At 62.8% G+C, this 16,983-nt stretch carries 6 protein-coding genes; 3 read left to right on the forward strand and 3 right to left on the reverse strand.

The features are described from left to right. Positions 1–26 precede the first annotated feature (26 nt). Positions 27–1,478 (reverse strand): oligosaccharide flippase family protein, encoded by a 1,452-nt coding sequence (locus J2X76_RS28820; RefSeq protein ID WP_310220979.1) that lies wholly within the window; start codon positions 1,476–1,478, stop codon positions 27–29. A gap of 130 nt (positions 1,479–1,608) precedes the next feature. Further along, positions 1,609–8,157: a polyketide synthase gene (locus tag J2X76_RS28825; RefSeq protein WP_310220982.1), complete on the reverse strand. Its 6,549-nt coding sequence runs from the start codon at positions 8,155–8,157 to the stop codon at positions 1,609–1,611. A gap of 303 nt (positions 8,158–8,460) precedes the next feature. Here J2X76_RS28825 and J2X76_RS28830 point away from each other — a divergent pair, with 303 nt between their 5' ends. From J2X76_RS28830 to J2X76_RS28840, 3 genes are all read left to right on the forward strand, one after another. Next, on the forward strand, positions 8,461–13,080 hold the full coding sequence (locus J2X76_RS28830) for a MupA/Atu3671 family FMN-dependent luciferase-like monooxygenase (protein WP_310220984.1): 4,620 nt from the start codon (positions 8,461–8,463) through the stop codon (positions 13,078–13,080). A gap of 3 nt (positions 13,081–13,083) precedes the next feature. Next, positions 13,084–13,734, forward strand: coding sequence for a 4'-phosphopantetheinyl transferase superfamily protein (locus tag J2X76_RS28835; protein WP_310220986.1), 651 nt, complete (start codon positions 13,084–13,086; stop codon positions 13,732–13,734). Positions 13,735–14,141: 407 nt separating this feature from the next. Beyond that, the gene (locus tag J2X76_RS28840) at positions 14,142–15,338 is read left to right on the forward strand and encodes a glycosyltransferase family 2 protein (protein WP_310220988.1); all 1,197 of its coding nucleotides are present in this window, start codon (positions 14,142–14,144) and stop codon (positions 15,336–15,338) included. A gap of 42 nt (positions 15,339–15,380) precedes the next feature. Here J2X76_RS28840 and J2X76_RS28845 read toward each other — a convergent pair whose 3' ends face one another. Further along, positions 15,381–16,970, reverse strand: coding sequence for a GMC family oxidoreductase (locus J2X76_RS28845; protein ID WP_310220990.1), 1,590 nt, complete (start codon positions 16,968–16,970; stop codon positions 15,381–15,383). Positions 16,971–16,983 lie beyond the last annotated feature (13 nt).

Raw genomic sequence — 16,983 nt, forward strand, 5'->3', positions numbered from 1 at the left:
ACCGGCAGCTTTTGATTTGATTGGAATCAGAACATGCCGCCGACGCGCTCGAAAACCATCGTCGCGAGGGTTCCGGCCAGGAACCCGGCCGGCCAAGCCAAAAGAACGCCGGCTTCATAGGGCAGGCTGTGCAGGCCGTGGCGCCGGTTGAAATAGAAGATGACGGCGAAAACCGGCAGGCCATAAAGGGCGATCGCCCACAACGCGCCGTAAAATCCGAATGTATAATAAGCAAGCGGGATCGAGACGAAAATCGAGACCGCCCGGACAAAGTTGAGGACCGTCTGGTTTCGGGGTTCGTTGACGGCGAGGTAGATCGCCGACAGCGGACCGAAACGCGTGGTCAAAAGACTGAACGACAATATTTGAATGATCGGCGCGGCGTCCAGGTAACGGTCGTCATAGAGAAATTCGATGATCGCTCTGCCACCCGAGAAGATCGCCCCGGCGCTTCCGATGAACACCAGATCGAAAGGAAGCCGAATTTTCAGAAACATGCTCCGGAGTTGATCGGGCCGCTCCCGCGCCACCTTGCTCAGCGCCGGCATCGCAACGGTTGAAAACAGCCGCCCGCCGGCGCCCTCCAGCATCGCGATGAGATTGAAGGCCAGGCTGTAAAGGCCGAGCATCATCGGACTCGTCCAACCGGCGAGAAAAACGCGATCCCCATTCGCCGCGATCACAGTCAGGATCGAAGACAGCATGATCCACCGGCCGAAGCGGATGAGATCCCCGACCGCCGCCTTCTCCCACGAGAGGCTGTTGTTGGTGCCGGGGAGCCATACGTGGCTCAGAACGGTGGTCACGATGCAGGATACGAATGTGGAGGCGACGAACGACCAGATCGAACCCGTCGTCCAGGCGAGCACGACCGCGACCATGAGGCTGATCACCTGCGCCGTGATCTCCATGATCGTCAGCCGCCTGAGATTGAGATGCCGGAAGGCCGAGATGATTTTCGTCGATTGCAGCCCCATGATGACGGTACAGAACGACAGCGCCATGATGATCGCCGGAAGCTCGGGGACGGTATAGACGGATCCGGCCGGGAACAGGCCGTAATGGGCCGCACGTCCTATGCCGATCGCCACCAGCACGCAGGCGAACCAGATCAGGCATCCGTGCAGGATCTGCAGCGTCCAGGCGGTATCGAGATAGGATTGCTCGTCTCCCATCCGGCTCTGGATCGCCGCGGGCCTGAGGCCGAGGTCGGAGAGCATGGAGATCGACACCTGAACCATGGTGGCAACCGCCATGATGCCGAACATTTCCGGTATCAGCAGGCGCGTCAGGATGAGGCTGCTGGCGATGCGCAGCACCTGCAGCAGGGCGTACCCCATCATCGACCAGCCGGCGGCCCGCATGATGACGTTGCGGAAACGCGGCTGCGCCTCGACGGGGGGAGCAGTCGACACGAGCACGTCTGCAGGGCCGGAAGGTTTCCCATCCCAATCAGGAGAAATAGTTGCTTCGGCCACGGCAGACTCCTTACTTCAGTACTCTACTGGTCTGATTTTCTATGTGGGAAGGCGACCGGCAGCAGTGCCGCCGGTCGCGGGGAAAGTATCGACGCCGGCGCTCGCCATGGAAACGGATCGCCTTTGACCATTACGCAAGCTCGATCACCGGTTCCAAGGCGGGTGAGGCCGTCTGAACCGATTGCCCCGACCCGGTCTCATGAAGCTTGTGCCGGCCGGCGGCCTCGGCAACGACGGCGCGCATGCGCTCGGCCAGCACGCGGACATAGGGGTCCAGAACCATACTGTCGTGATCTCCCGGCACCTCGGACACACTGAGATGGGTGACGTGCCCGCTCCAGCCATTGTCGGGAAGCAGGATATCGCGGTTCTCCTTGAGGCAGCGCCCGCCGCCGAGCCGGTAGAAGACGGCAGGCTTGGGGCGGAACAGGGTGACCGCTCCGGCATAGGGTTTCACCTGGTATTGATGAGCCGCGCGCCTGAAGGCCACTTCGATCTTCTCGTTGTTGAAATGCTCCGTCGGCCCGGCCTGATGCTCGGCCTCTCGCTTTGCGCGGCCGTCCATCTTGTCCCGCAGCCGGTCCTGCAGGTATTTGGCGAGGTAGTTGGCCTTGTGGCGGCGGATATCCTGCAGCTTCATGCTGATACGGTCGCGCAGATCCAGTCCCGGCTGCCGCGGCAGGGGCGTATCCAGCATCACCACGTGGGAAACCTCTTCCCCGGCCTCCTGAAGTTGCCGGGCCATTTCATAGGCAGTGATGCCGCCGCCGGAATATCCGGCAAGAAGATAGGGCCCGTTGGGCTGCACGGTGCGGATTTCTGCGATGTAGTCCGCCGCCATGTCCTCGAAGGTCGCATGCGGCTCGTGGTCGCCGTAGAGTCCGCGGGCCTGAAGCCCATAGACCGGCCTGTCGGCCCCCATGGTCATTGCCAGATGGCGAAGGTTGAGGACATTGCCGAACATGCCGGCGCAGATGAACAGCGGCACGGCCTTGGCGTCCCTGCCCGGATTCATCAGCACGAGATGAACCGGCTTGGCGGCTGTCGTCGTATGAGCCGTTGCTTCCGATCCTGCGGCCTCGCCTCCATCCGGCAGCTCGGCGGCGATGCGCTCGGCACATTGGGCAATCGTCGGCGCCTCGAACAGTGTCGATATCGGCAGGTCGAGGCCGTATTGCTTCTTGATCATCCGGAACAGGCGAACTGCGATCAGCGAATGCCCGCCCATGTCGAAGAAACTGTCGTGGATGCCGACCTTGGCGATACCGAGAAGTTCCCGCCAGTAGCCTGCCAGCGTTTCCTCGACGGCGTTGCGCGGCTCGACGAACTCGTTCTCGAGATCCGGCCTCTCGAAACTGTCACCTGACGGCATCGCGGTTTCGGCAGAGGCATCGATCCATTCGCGCAACACATCCAGATCGATCGAACTGATGATCGGCTGGGGTTCGGAAATGCCGAGCACACGTTGCAGCACCGAAAAACCTTCCGCCGGCAGAATGCCGTTACGCACCTGGGTGCCGAGCTTCAGCATCGCCGGAGAAAGGGCCGCCGGCTTCGCTTTACCAACAGCCAGCGCGTCAGCGGAGGGCGCGGCACCGAGAGCGAGATCGTTTTCCAGCCGGCGCATGACGAATTTCGCGGCTTCGAAGACGACATTGCCGTGAGCGTCGGTGATCGTAACGTCGAAGGCCGCATAACCCTCGCCGAAATCGCTGCTGTCGGCGAGCCTGACGATACTGATGATCTCGGCCGGCAATGGCTTGTGAAGGACCACCCGGCCATAGGTTGCCGGCGCCCAAAGCGAGGTCTCGGCGTCGTAATCCCTGGCAAGTTCCATGGCAAAGCCGGTGGCTATGTCGAGCAGGCCCGGATGCAGCAGAACGCCGTTTTCGAGATCCCCGGCAAACGACGGGTCCAGTTTCAGGTCCGCGATCGCCCGGCCTTGCCCGATCGCCATGGAGCGCAGGACAGCCCAGCGGGGGCCGAAGCGGATGTGCTTCTCTTGAACTGCGCGAAGCGTGCTGCCGCCTCCGGCAACCCGTGTCTCGTTGCATGAAGAGGCGACCGCTGCGATATCGACCGTCCCGCCCCCCTGTTGCGGCTGCGGTTTGAGGATCGCCTCGGCGTGTTTGACGAACGGCCCATCCTCGCCGTCCGCCGGGCCTGCCAGAACCACGACGCGGAAATGTTCCGCCACCGGCTCCAGCCGGACGCGAACGGCTTTCGTCTCGCCGTCGTTAAAGACAAGCGGTCTCAGGAATACGAGGTCCGCCACTTCCGCCTCGAACGGAAGTCCGTATTCCCGAGCCGCCTGTGTAACCAATTCCAGATAGCCGGTACCCGGCATGACCGCCTGACCGGACAGAAGCCGGTGCTCGTCGAGCATCCATTCCGTCTCGGGACTGATCAGTGCCTCGAGCCAGGGCAGTCCCGTCCCATCCTCCGTCCAGTGCTGGAAGAACGGGCCGGCCGCGGGTGCGCACACCGGTGCGATCAGGCCGTCGCTCACCGACCCGCCGAGCGCCCGTGCCGCAAGACCGACCCCGCTCCAGACGCCCCAATGCAGCGCAATGGTGGCCCGGTCGGCGCGATGCGAACGGCTCTGGGCAAACGCGTTGAGATAGGCGTTCGCAGCGACGTAATCGACCTGCCCTGCCCGCACCACGTCGGTGCTGGTGGAGGAGAACATCAGGAAGAAGTCGAGCGCCACGTTTTCGAACGCCGCGTCCAGCACGGTCGTGCCGAGCACTTTCGGCGTCAGAACCCTGTCGATGCTGTCCCGAGTCTTGGTCTGGATCAGCCCGTCTTCGACCGTGCCGGCCGCATGAAAGACGCCGTTGATCTCGCCGAAGCGGGAAAGCGACATTTCCACCGCCCGGCTCATCTGCTCCGGATTGCCGACGTCGCCGACGAGATAGAGGACTTCCGCACCCTTCTCTTCCAACCGCCGGATCGCCGAGATCGCCCGGCGAATACCGTCATGGTCGTGGGTACGGTCGTAGAATTCCCAGTTTTCCCGCGCCGGCAAGACCAGGCGGCCGACAAGCACGATCCGCGCACGGAACTGGCCCGCAAGCTCATCCGCAAGCGCCAGAGCAACATCGCTCAACCCGCCGGAGAAGAAGTAGACGCCGGCGTCGCGCAGTTTCGCCTGCTCGGGCGACACATCATTCAACGGCATCCGCTGATGCACCTGTGTCCAGCGCCGCCCCTTGCGGTATGCGACCACTTCCGACCCAGGCCTCGCATGCAGATCCTCCCAGAGCTGCCCGATCAACGCCGCCGGATCCGCGCCGTCCTGTTTCTCTTGCCCCTCCGCAACACGGGTGAAGGCAAAACGTTTGCCACGCTGCTCCACCCTGGTCGACAGATCGATGTCGATCACCCTGACCGTCGCACCTGCCATTTCCTTCGGCAGCACGAGACCCGGCCCCAGAACGGTCGCCTTCTCGGGATAGGGCAAGGCTTCGCCCGAGACCTGCTGCATGCCGTTGGTGATGACGGTGAACTGCATGTCCGGAACGCTGGCTGCGTCCCCCAGCGCCTGGGCGAGATGCAGCAGGCTGTCGAAACCGCATTCCTGGTTTCGATGGAAGAAGTTCGAGCCCGGCCGGAAGGTCTCGGCCTGGGTCAGCAGCCACATATGGACGATGCGCGACGGCAGGCCGCCATCGCCGGCAAGCCCGGCGACGAGAGCATCATATCCGGCGCGGCCCAGTTCCGGGCAGAGCATATAATCCTCGGCGCTGCGGCGAATGAAGGCGTCGCCCAGGGATACCGTGACGACACGATGCCCCGTGTTCCTCAGCGCACCGACCAGCTTCTGCCCGATCCCGGCCTCGTCGAGGAAGAAGAGCCAGGATTGCGCCTGTTTTTCCGCGCCGAGCTCATAGTCGGCAAGCGTCTGCTTCCAGGACGGGCGATAGCCCCAGCGGGTGATGTCGGGCTCTTTCGAAAGGATTGGTTCGGCACTTTTGCCTTTCTCGTTCGCTCCAGCGCGATCGATGAAGAAACGCTTGTGCTGGAACGGATAGGCCGGCAGCCGGACCCGGCGCGGCGAACGGCCCTGCCAGAGGCGATCGATATCGACATCGAGGCCGGTGGCCCAGGCCCGGCCAACTGCGGCAAGGAAATAAAGCCGGTCGTCGCCCGCCTCGTCCGGATGCGGCAGGCTGTTGATCACCTGGTTTGCGGGGATCGATCCTTGTGCCTTCGCCAGCGACGACAGAACCCGCCCTGGACCCACCTCGATATAGATGCGTCCGGGTTCCGCCGAGAGCGCCGCCATGCCGTTCGCGAAATGAACGGTCGAACGAAGGTGACCGACCCAATACATCGGATCGGTCGCCTCTTCGGCGCTCAGCGGCAAGCCCGTACGGTTGGATAGGATCGGAATTGCCGGGGCGCGAAGAGTAATGTCGCGCAGAAAAGCCTCGAATGCTTTGAGGATGGGCGTGACCAGTCGCGAGTGTGCCGCGATGTCGATCGGCACACGGGTCGCATCGATGCCCTGCGTCGCCAGGAACTCGCGAAACATATCGAGATCCTCGTTGAGGCCCGACACGACGCAAAGCGACGGCGCATTGACCGAAGCGATGTCGAGCGACGACGGCAGCAGCTCCGATAGCCGGTCGTGATGGAGCGGCACGCTCATCATGCCGCTCGGCCGGATCGTTTCGAACAGCTTTCCGCGCAGATGCACGAGATTGACGGCGTCCTTGAAGGACATCACGCCGGCCAGGCAGGCTGCGGCGTTCTCGCCCATGGAATGGCCGATCAGCGCCTTCGGCTTCACGCCCCAATCCATCCAGAGGCGGGCAAGGCCGATCTCGGTAATCAGGATCGCGGGCAGCTGGAGCGACGGACGAAGGAACGCTTTCGCGGAGGCCGCGGAATTCTCGCCCAGCCAGATCGTGCGGATCTCCTTCGCCGCATCGTCCGGCAGATAGGAAAGCCCTTCCTCGACGATCCCCCGGAATGTCCGGTCCTCCTCATGGAGCCGCTTTGCCATGCCGACATATTGAGCGCCGCCGCCCGGAAACAGGAAAATGGCGCCGGCATTGTTCGGCACGGGCTGATGAACGAAACCGCGGCTGCCGGGGTTGGAGAGGGCCACAATGGCATCTTCCCGGCCACGGACCGCCAGTACCATGCGATGGTCGAAATGCTTTCGGCCATGTTGCAGGGTATAACTGACGTCATCCACCGAAAGGCCGGGCTGGGCTGCCATCGCCGATCCGAGCCGCTCGGCGGCCTGGTCGACCGTCTTGCGCTGGCGGGCCGAAAGGAACAGCAGCATCGGATCGGAATCGGCCCCGGCCTGCGCACCGCCCGCCGCAGCCTCCGGCACGTAGCGGGTCGGCGCCTGTTCGATGATGGCATGGACATTGGTGCCGCCAACGCCGAGCGAATTGACAGCGGCCCGGCGGGGACCGGGCGCATGCGGCCATTTCACCAGCTTGTTGTTGACCCGGAAGGGGCTCTTTTCGAAATCGATCGAAGGATTGGGGCGTTCGAAGCCGAGTGTCGGCGGGATCTCCCCCTCGTTGACGGCGAGCGTCGCCTTGATAAGGCCGACGACGCCGGCTGCCGTATCGAGATGGCCGATATTCGATTTGACCGATCCGACATGGCAGAAACCGGTCCGGTCGGTGCTTTGCCTGAAGGCCGTCGTCAGCGCCTCGATCTCGATCGGATCGCCGAGATACGTGCCTGTGCCGTGGCACTCGACATATTGAATGGTGTCGGCTTCGACGCCCGCGAGCCCCTGAGCCTCGAGAACCGCCTCCGCCTGCCCGCTGACGCTCGGCGCGAGATAACCGGCCTTGCTGCTGCCGTCGTTGTTGACGGCGGTGCCCTTGATCACCGCATGGATCACATCGCCGTCGCGCAATGCGTCCGAAAGCCGGCGAAGCACGACCACGCCGACGCCGCTGCCGAAAATGGTACCGGCCGCGCGATGATCGAAAGGCCGGCAGTGGCCGTCCGGCGAAAGGATCTCGCCTTCCTGGAACGTATATCCGCGCCGGTGCGGAAATTCGATCGTCACGCCGCCGGCAAGCGCCATGTCGCACTCGCCGGAGATCAGGCTCTGGCAGGCATAGTGCACAGCGACCAGCGACGTGGAACAGGCCGTCTGCACGTTGACGCTCGGACCCCGCAGGTCGAACGTGAAGGAGGCGCGCGTCGCCAGGAAATCCTTGTCGTTTCCCGTGTGGCGCAGCAGGAACATGCCCACCTGATCGATCAGGTTGCGGTTGCTGCAGACGTTGAAATAGAAATAGCTGCCCATGCCGCAGCCGGCAAAGATGCCGACCGGGCCGGGCTGATTGTTCGGCGTCCGGCCGGCATCCTCCATGGCTTCCCAGGCGCATTCGAGGAAATGCCGGTGCTGGGGATCCATGATCGCCGCCTCCTTCGGGTTCAGGCCGAAGAATTCCGCGTCGAACATTTCCATATCGGGAAGATCGGCGCCGCGTGGCACGTAGTTGGGATGGTGGAGCTGCTCGGGATCTTCGCCTTCGGCGATCAGGTCTTCCGGCGAAAACGTACGGATGGATTCCACGCCGTTTCGCAGGTTCTGCCAGAATTCCGCAACATTGCGCGCACCCGGCACTCTCAAAGCCATGCCGACGATCGCAATATCGCTGGCACAGACCTGGTTGGACCCCTCAAGCATCGACACCGCCCTAGCCCGCGGAGGTCAGCTCATGACATCACCCCAATGAGCCATGATCCTCGTTCCGCTTCCCATTGAAATCCGCGAGCGCAAACCCGCAACCTCAATGTGCTGCCAGCCCGGAGGCAATCGCAATTACTCCTTTGGAAGCCATGATCATCCGTATGGGGGAGAGGCGGGTACGGCCTGCAATTCAGGCTTAGGCGCGATCATCCGCATGGGTGGTCCGGCGCATGTTGAGTTTTGCACCGCCCCCCGTTTCTATCGAAGTGCCTGGAACAGCAACGAGTGGGGACAAGCTTTATGGGCGAATTGAAGTGTGTTTTGATCGGTGGCGGATTATTGCTGGTTCAATGCGCTGAAATTCTGCGAGGGCGGGGACACAAGATCCAGGCCATAGCGACATCGAACGGCTCGGTCCGAAACTGGGCAGAGGCCCAGGACATCCCGGTCATCACATCCGAAGGCGATTACGCCACCAGGCTGACCCGATACGACTACGACTGGCTGTTCAGCATCGCCAATCTGAAAATGATCCCCGATCCGGCCTGGCAGCATGCGCGCATCGGCGCCGCCAATTTCCACGACGGCCTGCTGCCGGACATGGCCGGTCTCAACACACCCGCCTGGGCCATCCTCGAAGGCCGTGACCGGCACGGCATCACCTGGCATGCGATCACCCAAGGGATCGACGAGGGCGACATCTACGTACAGCAGGGTTTCGAAATCAGCGCGGACGAAACCGCCCTGACGCTCAACACCAAATGCTTCGAAGCGGGGATGGCGACCTTCTCCGACATGCTCGGCCATATCGGGCAGGGCACGCTTTACCCCCGCCGACAGGATTTCGCGACCCGCAGCTACTACGAACAGCTCAAGCGTCCCCCAGCCGCCGGCACGCTCGATTTCACCGCCTCGGCAGGCGAGCTTTCCCGCCTGGTGCGCGGCCTCGATTTCGGCCCGACATACCTCAATCCGCTGGCAACGCCTAAGGTCCGGTTCGGCAGCGACGTCTTTACCGTCAGGAACCTCCGCGTCCTTGATGGCGAGCTGAATGGCGAACCCGGCCTGGTCCTCTCCGTCGGCGCCCATGGCGTGACGGTCGGCACCGGCGACATGCCGGTTCTGCTCGACGCCGTCCACCACGAGGGCGCCAGACAGGTCACCCTTTCCTCGGTGCTGCGTCCCGGCGACCGGCTGCCGCTTATGAGCGACCGGGAGAAGGACACGCTGTCGCAAGCGGTTTCCGCTCTTGCGCGGCACGAAGGCTTCTTTCGCCGCGCACTCGAAACCAGCACCGATATCGCGCTACCTTATATAAAGACATCCGAAGCCGGCCAGACGCCGGATATTCGCAGCGTTCCGCTGCTCTTGTCCGGACAGCTTTCGCGGCAGGAGCGCGTTGCGCTGGCGGCGGCTTTCTTGATCCGCCTTTCCGGCCAGTCGACATTCGACCTCGCCTATACGAGCGACAGGCTGATTGACCTCTGTGCCCGCCACCCCGGATATTTCGCGAAATCGCTCCCGCTGCGGATCGCCACCGTGGGACAAGCCTCGGTCGACGACCTGCTTGGACAGGTCGATCAGTCGCTGAAGGCGCTGGACGAACGCCAGGGATATTGCCGCGATCTTACGGACAGGTATCCCGGCCTTGCGGCGCCCCAGCTGACGGCCGGCGTCGCGGACATTTCCAATCCCGCGCTTGCCGACGAGATCGAAGGCTGCGCCCTGACCTTCCGGCTCGGCGAGACCGGAGCGGACCTTCTTTATGACCGGACGCGCATCGAAGAGCGGCAGGCGCAGGATCTCGCGTCGGCATTCGCCATCCTTGCCTCCGCGTTCGAAGATCGCGCGACCTTGCTGCAGGACCTGCCCCTGATGTCGAATGCCGACAGGAACATGGTCCTCTTCGACTGGAACCGCACGGAGCGGGAATACGAGACAGCCGCCTGCGTCCATCAGCTTATCGAGCGTCAGGTCGACCGGACGCCGGATGCGGAAGCTCTGGCATTCCATGGCCGCTCCCTTTCCTATCGCGAAATGGACGAACGGGCGAACCGGATCGCGCAGGCGCTGGTGGCTGAGGGCGTGGGTCCGGACGTGACCGTCGGCCTCTACCTGCCGCGCTCGCTCGATCTGGTCGTCGGCGCGCTCGCCATCATGAAGGCGGGCGGCGCCTATATTCCGCTCGACCCGCATTTCCCCGCTGATCGCCTCGCGTTCATGATCAGGGACAGCGGCGCCAAACTGGTTCTGACCGAGCGGCGGCTGGCGAAATCCGAGACGCTGGCGGGAACCGACTTCCTCTGCATCGAGGATATCTTGAGAAACCAGGCGGCAGCGGATCGCCCGGCAAGTGACGTCACCTCCGGCAATCTCGCCTATGTCATCTATACGTCAGGCTCGACCGGCCTTCCGAAGGGTGTGATGCTCGAGCATCGCAACGTCGTGAACTTCTTCGCCGGCATGGACGAGCGGGTGCCGCGCAACACCGATCGCCGCAATGTCTGGCTGGCGGTGACCAGTCTCTCCTTCGATATCTCCGTTCTGGAGCTCTTCTGGACGCTTGCCCGCGGCTTCAAGGTGGTCATCCATTCCTCGGAAGTCATCGAAGCCAAGGCGAAGGGAATGTCTTCCGCCGGCAGAGGCACCAATCTGGATTTCGGCCTCTTCTACTGGGGCAATGACGGCGGTGCCGGACCGGACAAATATCGCCTGCTGATCGAGGGCGCGAAATTCGCCGATGCGAACGGCTTCGATTCCGTCTGGACGCCGGAGCGTCACTTCCACGCGTTCGGCGGTCCCTATCCGAACCCGGCGGTCACCGGTGCCGCCGTCGCGGCCGTCACCAAGAACCTTTCGATCCGCGCCGGCAGCTGCGTTCTGCCGCTCCATCATCCCGCCCGCGTCGCCGAGGAATGGGCGATCATCGACAATCTCAGCAATGGGCGCGTCGCACTCGCCTTCGCCTCCGGCTGGATGCCGGAAGATTTCGTGCTGCGGCCGGAAAACGCACCGCCGAAGAACAAGGCGGCCCTGACCCGCGATATCGAGGTCGTCCGCAAACTGTGGCGCGGCGACAGCGTCGATTTCGACTTCGGTGCCGGCACGGTCGCGGTCGTGACCCAGCCGCGACCGGTCCAGAAGGAACTTCCCGTCTGGCTGACCACGGCCGGCAATCCGGAAAGTTATCGCGAAGCAGCCCGCCTCGGCGCCAACGTGCTGACCCACCTGCTCGGCCAGTCGGTCGACGAACTTGCGGAAAAGATCCGCATCTACCGTCAGACGCTTGCAGAAACCGGCCGCAATCCGGCCGATTACAAAGTCACGCTGATGCTGCATACCCTGATCGGCGAGGACCACAATGAAGTGCGGGATCTGGCGCGCGGACCGATGAAGGAATACCTGCGCAGTGCCGCCGCCCTCATCAAGCAATATGCCTGGGCGTTTCCGGCCTTCAAGAAACCGCAGGGCATCGCCCAGCCGATGGATATCGACCTCCAGTCGCTCGCGCCGGAGGAAATGGACGCCATCCTTGAATTCGCCTTCCTGCGCTATTTCGAGGACAGCGGCCTGTTCGGCACGGTCGAGGATGCGCTGGAAAGGCTGGACCAGGTCAAGGCGGCCGGCGTCGACGACATTGCCTGCCTGATCGATTTCGGCCTCGCCGACGATATCGTCCTCGAAAGGCTGCCGCTGCTGGCCGAGGTGGTGAAGACCAGCAAGAACCCCGCCAGCGAGGAAGCCGGAGACGGTTTCGCGGAAGAGATCCGCAAGCATCGGATCACCCACCTGCAATGCACGCCCTCGATGGCGCGCATGTTCATGATGATCGACGAGGATCGCGCGGCGCTGAGCGATGTCCGGCACCTCTTCCTCGGCGGCGAGGCACTGCAGGGCTCTCTTCTCGCAGCCTTGCGAACCGTCACCGACGCGACCATCGAGAACATGTACGGACCGACCGAAACGACAATCTGGTCCTCGACATTCACGGCCGGTCCGTCGACGGGTGTCGTGCCGATCGGCCATCCGATCGCCAATACGCAGCTCTATGTACTCGACAACAATTATAATCCGGTGCCCCCCGGCGATGTCGGCGAGCTCTATATCGGCGGCGACGGCGTCGCCCGCGGATATCACAACCGCGAACAGCTCACCAACGAACGCTTCCTGCCCAACCCGTTCATGGAGGGCCGGATCTATCGGACCGGCGACTTGGCGCGCTTCGATCGCAATGGCGTCCTGCATTTCCTCGGCCGCACCGATCATCAGGTGAAGATCCGCGGCCATCGCATCGAGCTCGGCGAGATCGAAGCGCGGATCGGCACATTCGCCGGTATCCGCGAGGCGGTCGTGGTCGCCCGAAAGGACAGCCCCGGCGACGTGCGGCTGGTAGCCTATATCCGAACCGACGGTACGCCTGTCTGTGAACAGGATCTGCGGGCCCATATCGCCGAAGCCCTGCCGGATGCGATGATACCCTCGCATGTCGTGACGATGGAGACGTTTCCGCTGACGCCGAACGCCAAGGTGGATCGCAACAGGCTGCCGGCCCCGACGGAAAAGGTCCAGGCCCCGCCCGCAACCTTCATCGAGCCGTCCAACAATCTCCAGCGGGACATCAGCGAGGTCTTCGCCCGTGCACTCGGCCTCGACAAGGTCGGCATATTCGACAACTTCTTCGCGCTCGGCGGACACTCGCTTCTGGCGGTCCAGGTCCATCGCGAGATGAAGGCGAAACTGGCGCCGGATCTGACCATCACCGACCTCTTCCGCTTCCCGACGGTCGCCCTTCTGGCCGACCATATCTCGGGCAAGGGCAAGGCCGATATCCAGCTCAGCCGGGCGTCCGAGCGTGCCGCACTGCGCCGCAACGCGATGGAGCGGCGGCCGACACTGGTCCGGGTGGAGACGAAGGTCTAGCCGATGCTGCTGGAAGGCATGTTCGATCCTTCCGTATCGGTCGCCGAGTCCGATCTCCTCGGCGACGTTTCCAAACTCTATCCCGAGGAGCGGACCGCGATCGCCAGTGCGGTGAGGAGCCGACAGCAGGAATTCACTGCCGGCCGCACCTGCGCCAGGCGGGCCATGGGGCATCTGGGCCTGCCTGAAATGGCCATACCCGTGGGATCCGACCGGGCGCCGATCTGGCCGGCCGGCATCACCGGAAGCATCAGCCATTCCACCACCCGCTGCGTCGCAGCCATCGGCCGCCATTCGGACGGCATCAAGGCCCTGGGCCTCGATCTGGAGGAAGCGACGCCGCTCGACGACACCTACGCGCAGGAGATTTGCACGCCGCGCGAGCGGCAATGGCTCAACCGGCAGCAATGGGGTAGTCGCGGCCGGCTGGTGAAAGCGATCTTCAGCGCCAAGGAATGCACCTACAAATGCCAATACGGCCTGACCCGGACGATGTTCGGTTTCGAGGCCATCCGCGTCGAACTGGACCTGGCGGACGGGCATTTCGCCGCCTATTTCGAGATCGACGTTCCGCCCTTCAGGACGGGCGACCGGCTGCTGGGCCAGATCAGGCTGCGCGATGGTTATGTCGTCGCCGGCATGATCATCCGCTGAAGCATATGCCCGGACCTAAGTCGCAGCTCCGTCCGGCGGCCTCACCGCTAAATGAGCGCAGGTTGCCGCCCACACCTCTCTCGCGGCGCGGCCCAGAACAGCCGTGAACCAGCTCCTCCAGGCTGCCCCGTCATGAGGCAAGCGAGTAGCGATCGGCGCCGCATTCTTCCGCGTAAGCAACTGCATTCCCTCGATAAATGCATTGGAAATGGTCGCATTGGCTGCCCAAAGCGGCTTCAATTGCCCCATCTGCCATCAAATGGGGGTAGACCCGTTCGAGGCGGTTCCACCTGCCCCAAAATAGGATGAACCCGCGCTCACTCGAACGGTGTAGCGGGGTCAGCTTAGAACGCTCGGCCCTGCCGGTATGATGAACCGCTTGAGACATGATGTCGAAGGGGGAAATCATGCAACACGACATACTGAGCTTCGCAGCATTGCTGTTGTCCGTCGTTGTTTTTGTTCCGACCGTCTTTTTCGCCATCGAATGTCTTGTCGGAAGCACCAGCCGGCGGGGCGCACCGTCGCGTCAAAACAGACGACGGCCGCAAATCGCGGTTCTGGTCCCGGCACATAACGAAGAACTGCAGATCCTCGATACGCTGCGGAGCATCCAGGGCCAGATGCGTGATGGCGACAGGCTGGTCGTCGTCGCGGACAATTGCAACGACCTCACCGCCTCGCTGGCGCGCGACGCGGGCGCGGATGTCATCGTCCGGGTCGATCCGGACCGTCGCGGCAAGGGATACGCACTCGATGCCGGCGTCCGGTATCTCGGTCTGCTGCCGCCGGATGTCGTGGTCATCGTCGATGCCGATTGCTGGCTGGAGCCGGGGGCTCTCGACAATCTCGCCGATATGGCCATGGCGACCGGCAGACCCGTACAATCCCGCTATCTGATGGTCGCTCCGCCGGATGCAAGCATCAACCTTGCGGTGTCGGAATTCGCCTTCCTTCTCAAGAACCGGATCCGGCTTCTTGGACTGGCGAAACTCGGGCTTCCGGCACAGCTGACCGGATCGGGAATGGCATTTCCATGGACCGTCCTGCGGGACGCCGCGCTTGCGAACGGCAATCTGGTCGAAGACATGAAACTGGGGCTGGACCTTGCGCAGGCCGGCCACGCCCCGCTTTTCTGCGACGATGCAGCCGTCAGCAGCAGGTTTCCCTATTCGAAGAAAGGCCTCGAAACCCAGTCTTCCAGGTGGGAGGCGGGCCGCTTCTCGCTGACGGCCATTCTTCTCTCCGCTTTGCTCGACAGCAGAACCTTCCGGAATCGGGCCTATCTGGCCCTGGTGGCCGACGCGCTCATACCGCCGCTGACATTGCTGGTGGCGTTTCTACTTCTCGCATTGTGTCCGGCAGTCCTCCTGGCAACCGCCGGAATTGCGATCTCGCCGCTGGTAATCTCGGCCATCAGCATCCTCGTGTTCGATATCGCGCTTTCGATGGCGTGGTGGCGCCACGGCAGACACACGCTTCCCCTGCACACGCTGGCAAACGTCCCGGCATACGTGATCAGGAAGCTGAGGCTTTATCCGCGCCATATTCTCGAAGCCGGCGAAGCGGCCTGGATCAGAACCGACCGCAACAGAACCCGCTGACCGACCAGACGGCATGGGCGCATGCGCCCCCGGAAAGATGGGTCAGGACGCGCGGTCCGAAGCCATGTCCGCCTCCGGCCCGTCGTCTTCTTTCGAGGAAAGCGTCTGGGCGAGATGTTCTGCGACCCGCAGAGCGTTTGCCGCAACCGTCAGGCTGGGATTGGCCCCTCCGCTGGTCGGAAAGAACGACGCATCGACCACATAGAGATTACCCAGATCGTGCGCGCGGTTGTTGACGTCCAGTACGGCGGTGGAGGGATCCGGACCGAAACGGCACGTCCCGCAGGCATGACCGTAGTTGAGGTTGACCTCGGAGCCGAGCATCATCATCCGATGCCGCTTGAATGCCTTGCGATACAGTTCGCGGAACGCCTGCATCCGATTCCGCAACTCGTTGTGAACCGTGTACTCGAAATAGATGCCGCCGGGTTCTTTCGGATCCGGCTTCACCCGGTTTTCAGGATAGGGCAGGTCCTCGAGGATCGAGGTGAATATCGTTGCATTGCCTGAGATGAGAGCCCCGATCATCGCCGGGATGCGCATGAACGGCTTTAGCGGTTTCAGCCAGATCCAGCCATTCCGATCGATCAGGGATTTCAGGAAATGAAGGACGTTGTTGGCGGTCGCGGTCAATCCCGTGGACTGGATGACGCCGAGCTTGAGGCCCTGATATTCATAGAAATCACGAAGACCTATCGACTTTCCCGGCTCCGAAACACGGGTTCTACCCCGCGGCCAGACCGCAAAGAAGTCGGAGGCGTGGAACATCAGGTTGCGCCCGACGAGATCCGAAGTGTTGGCAAGGCCATTCGGCCAGAACTCGTTGGTGGAATTGAGCAGCAGCAGGGGCGTTGAAAGCGCACCGGCAGCAAGCACATAGAGCTTTGCCACGATCGCCAGCTCGGCTCCGTTCTTCCGGCAGGACAGCTGGGTGACGGCCTGTTTGTCGGCCGAGACTTTTTCCACGTTGCATTGATCGATGATCATTGCGTTGCCGGTCGCGATCGCCGGTTCGATGAAGGCTCTGCGCGCATCCTGCTTGCAGGATTTGTGACAGATGAAGCCGCCGCATTGATCGCAGCCGTCGATATACCGGCAAGCCGTGTGAACCCGATAGGGATGCATGCCGTTCGCCTGGGCCGAATCGAAAAAGTGCTGGTCGCATCGCGTCATGGCAGGGGGCTCGATGACATCCGATTGCGGCTGCAGGGGATCCTGGCTGCCACGCACGTGCAGAAGGCGTTCCGCCTTGCGATAAAAGGGTTCCAGATTTTCATAGCCGATCGGCCAGGCCGGCTTGCCGGATTTGTCGACGATTTTGAAATCGCTTGGGGAAAACCGTTCGAGAGCGGCTGCGTAGATGAGCGTCGAGCCGCCGACGCCGCAGCCGAGTGCAGGAAAGAAGCGAACCGGATGGGCATCCACCGTGCCGGAAATCTGCTGAGGCCACCGGCCGTTTCTCAGGCGTTTCGCCTCGTCCGAACTATCGGGATCGTCCTTTTCATCCTGCGAAAACTGAGCCAGGCCCTTTTCGATGAAAACTACGCGATGCCCGGCCGTCGCCAGCGCATATCCCATCGCCGCCCCGCCCATTCCGGCGCCGACGATGGCAACGTCCCATTCAAACTCCATCCACACCCCCAAC

The organism is Neorhizobium sp. 2083 (genome assembly GCF_031455615.1).
GTDB lineage: Bacteria > Pseudomonadota > Alphaproteobacteria > Rhizobiales > Rhizobiaceae > Neorhizobium.

Bases quoted from the DNA above. Each gene is read 5' to 3' on its own strand.
- J2X76_RS28825 (WP_310220982.1), bottom strand. From the start codon at position 8,157: ATGCTTGAGGGGTCCAACCAGGTCTGTGCCAGCGATATTGCGATCGTC.
- J2X76_RS28830 (WP_310220984.1), top strand. From the start codon at position 8,461: ATGGGCGAATTGAAGTGTGTTTTGATCGGTGGCGGATTATTGCTGGTT.
- J2X76_RS28835 (WP_310220986.1), top strand. From the start codon at position 13,084: ATGCTGCTGGAAGGCATGTTCGATCCTTCCGTATCGGTCGCCGAGTCC.
- J2X76_RS28840 (WP_310220988.1), top strand. From the start codon at position 14,142: ATGCAACACGACATACTGAGCTTCGCAGCATTGCTGTTGTCCGTCGTT.
- J2X76_RS28845 (WP_310220990.1), bottom strand. From the start codon at position 16,970: ATGGAGTTTGAATGGGACGTTGCCATCGTCGGCGCCGGAATGGGCGGG.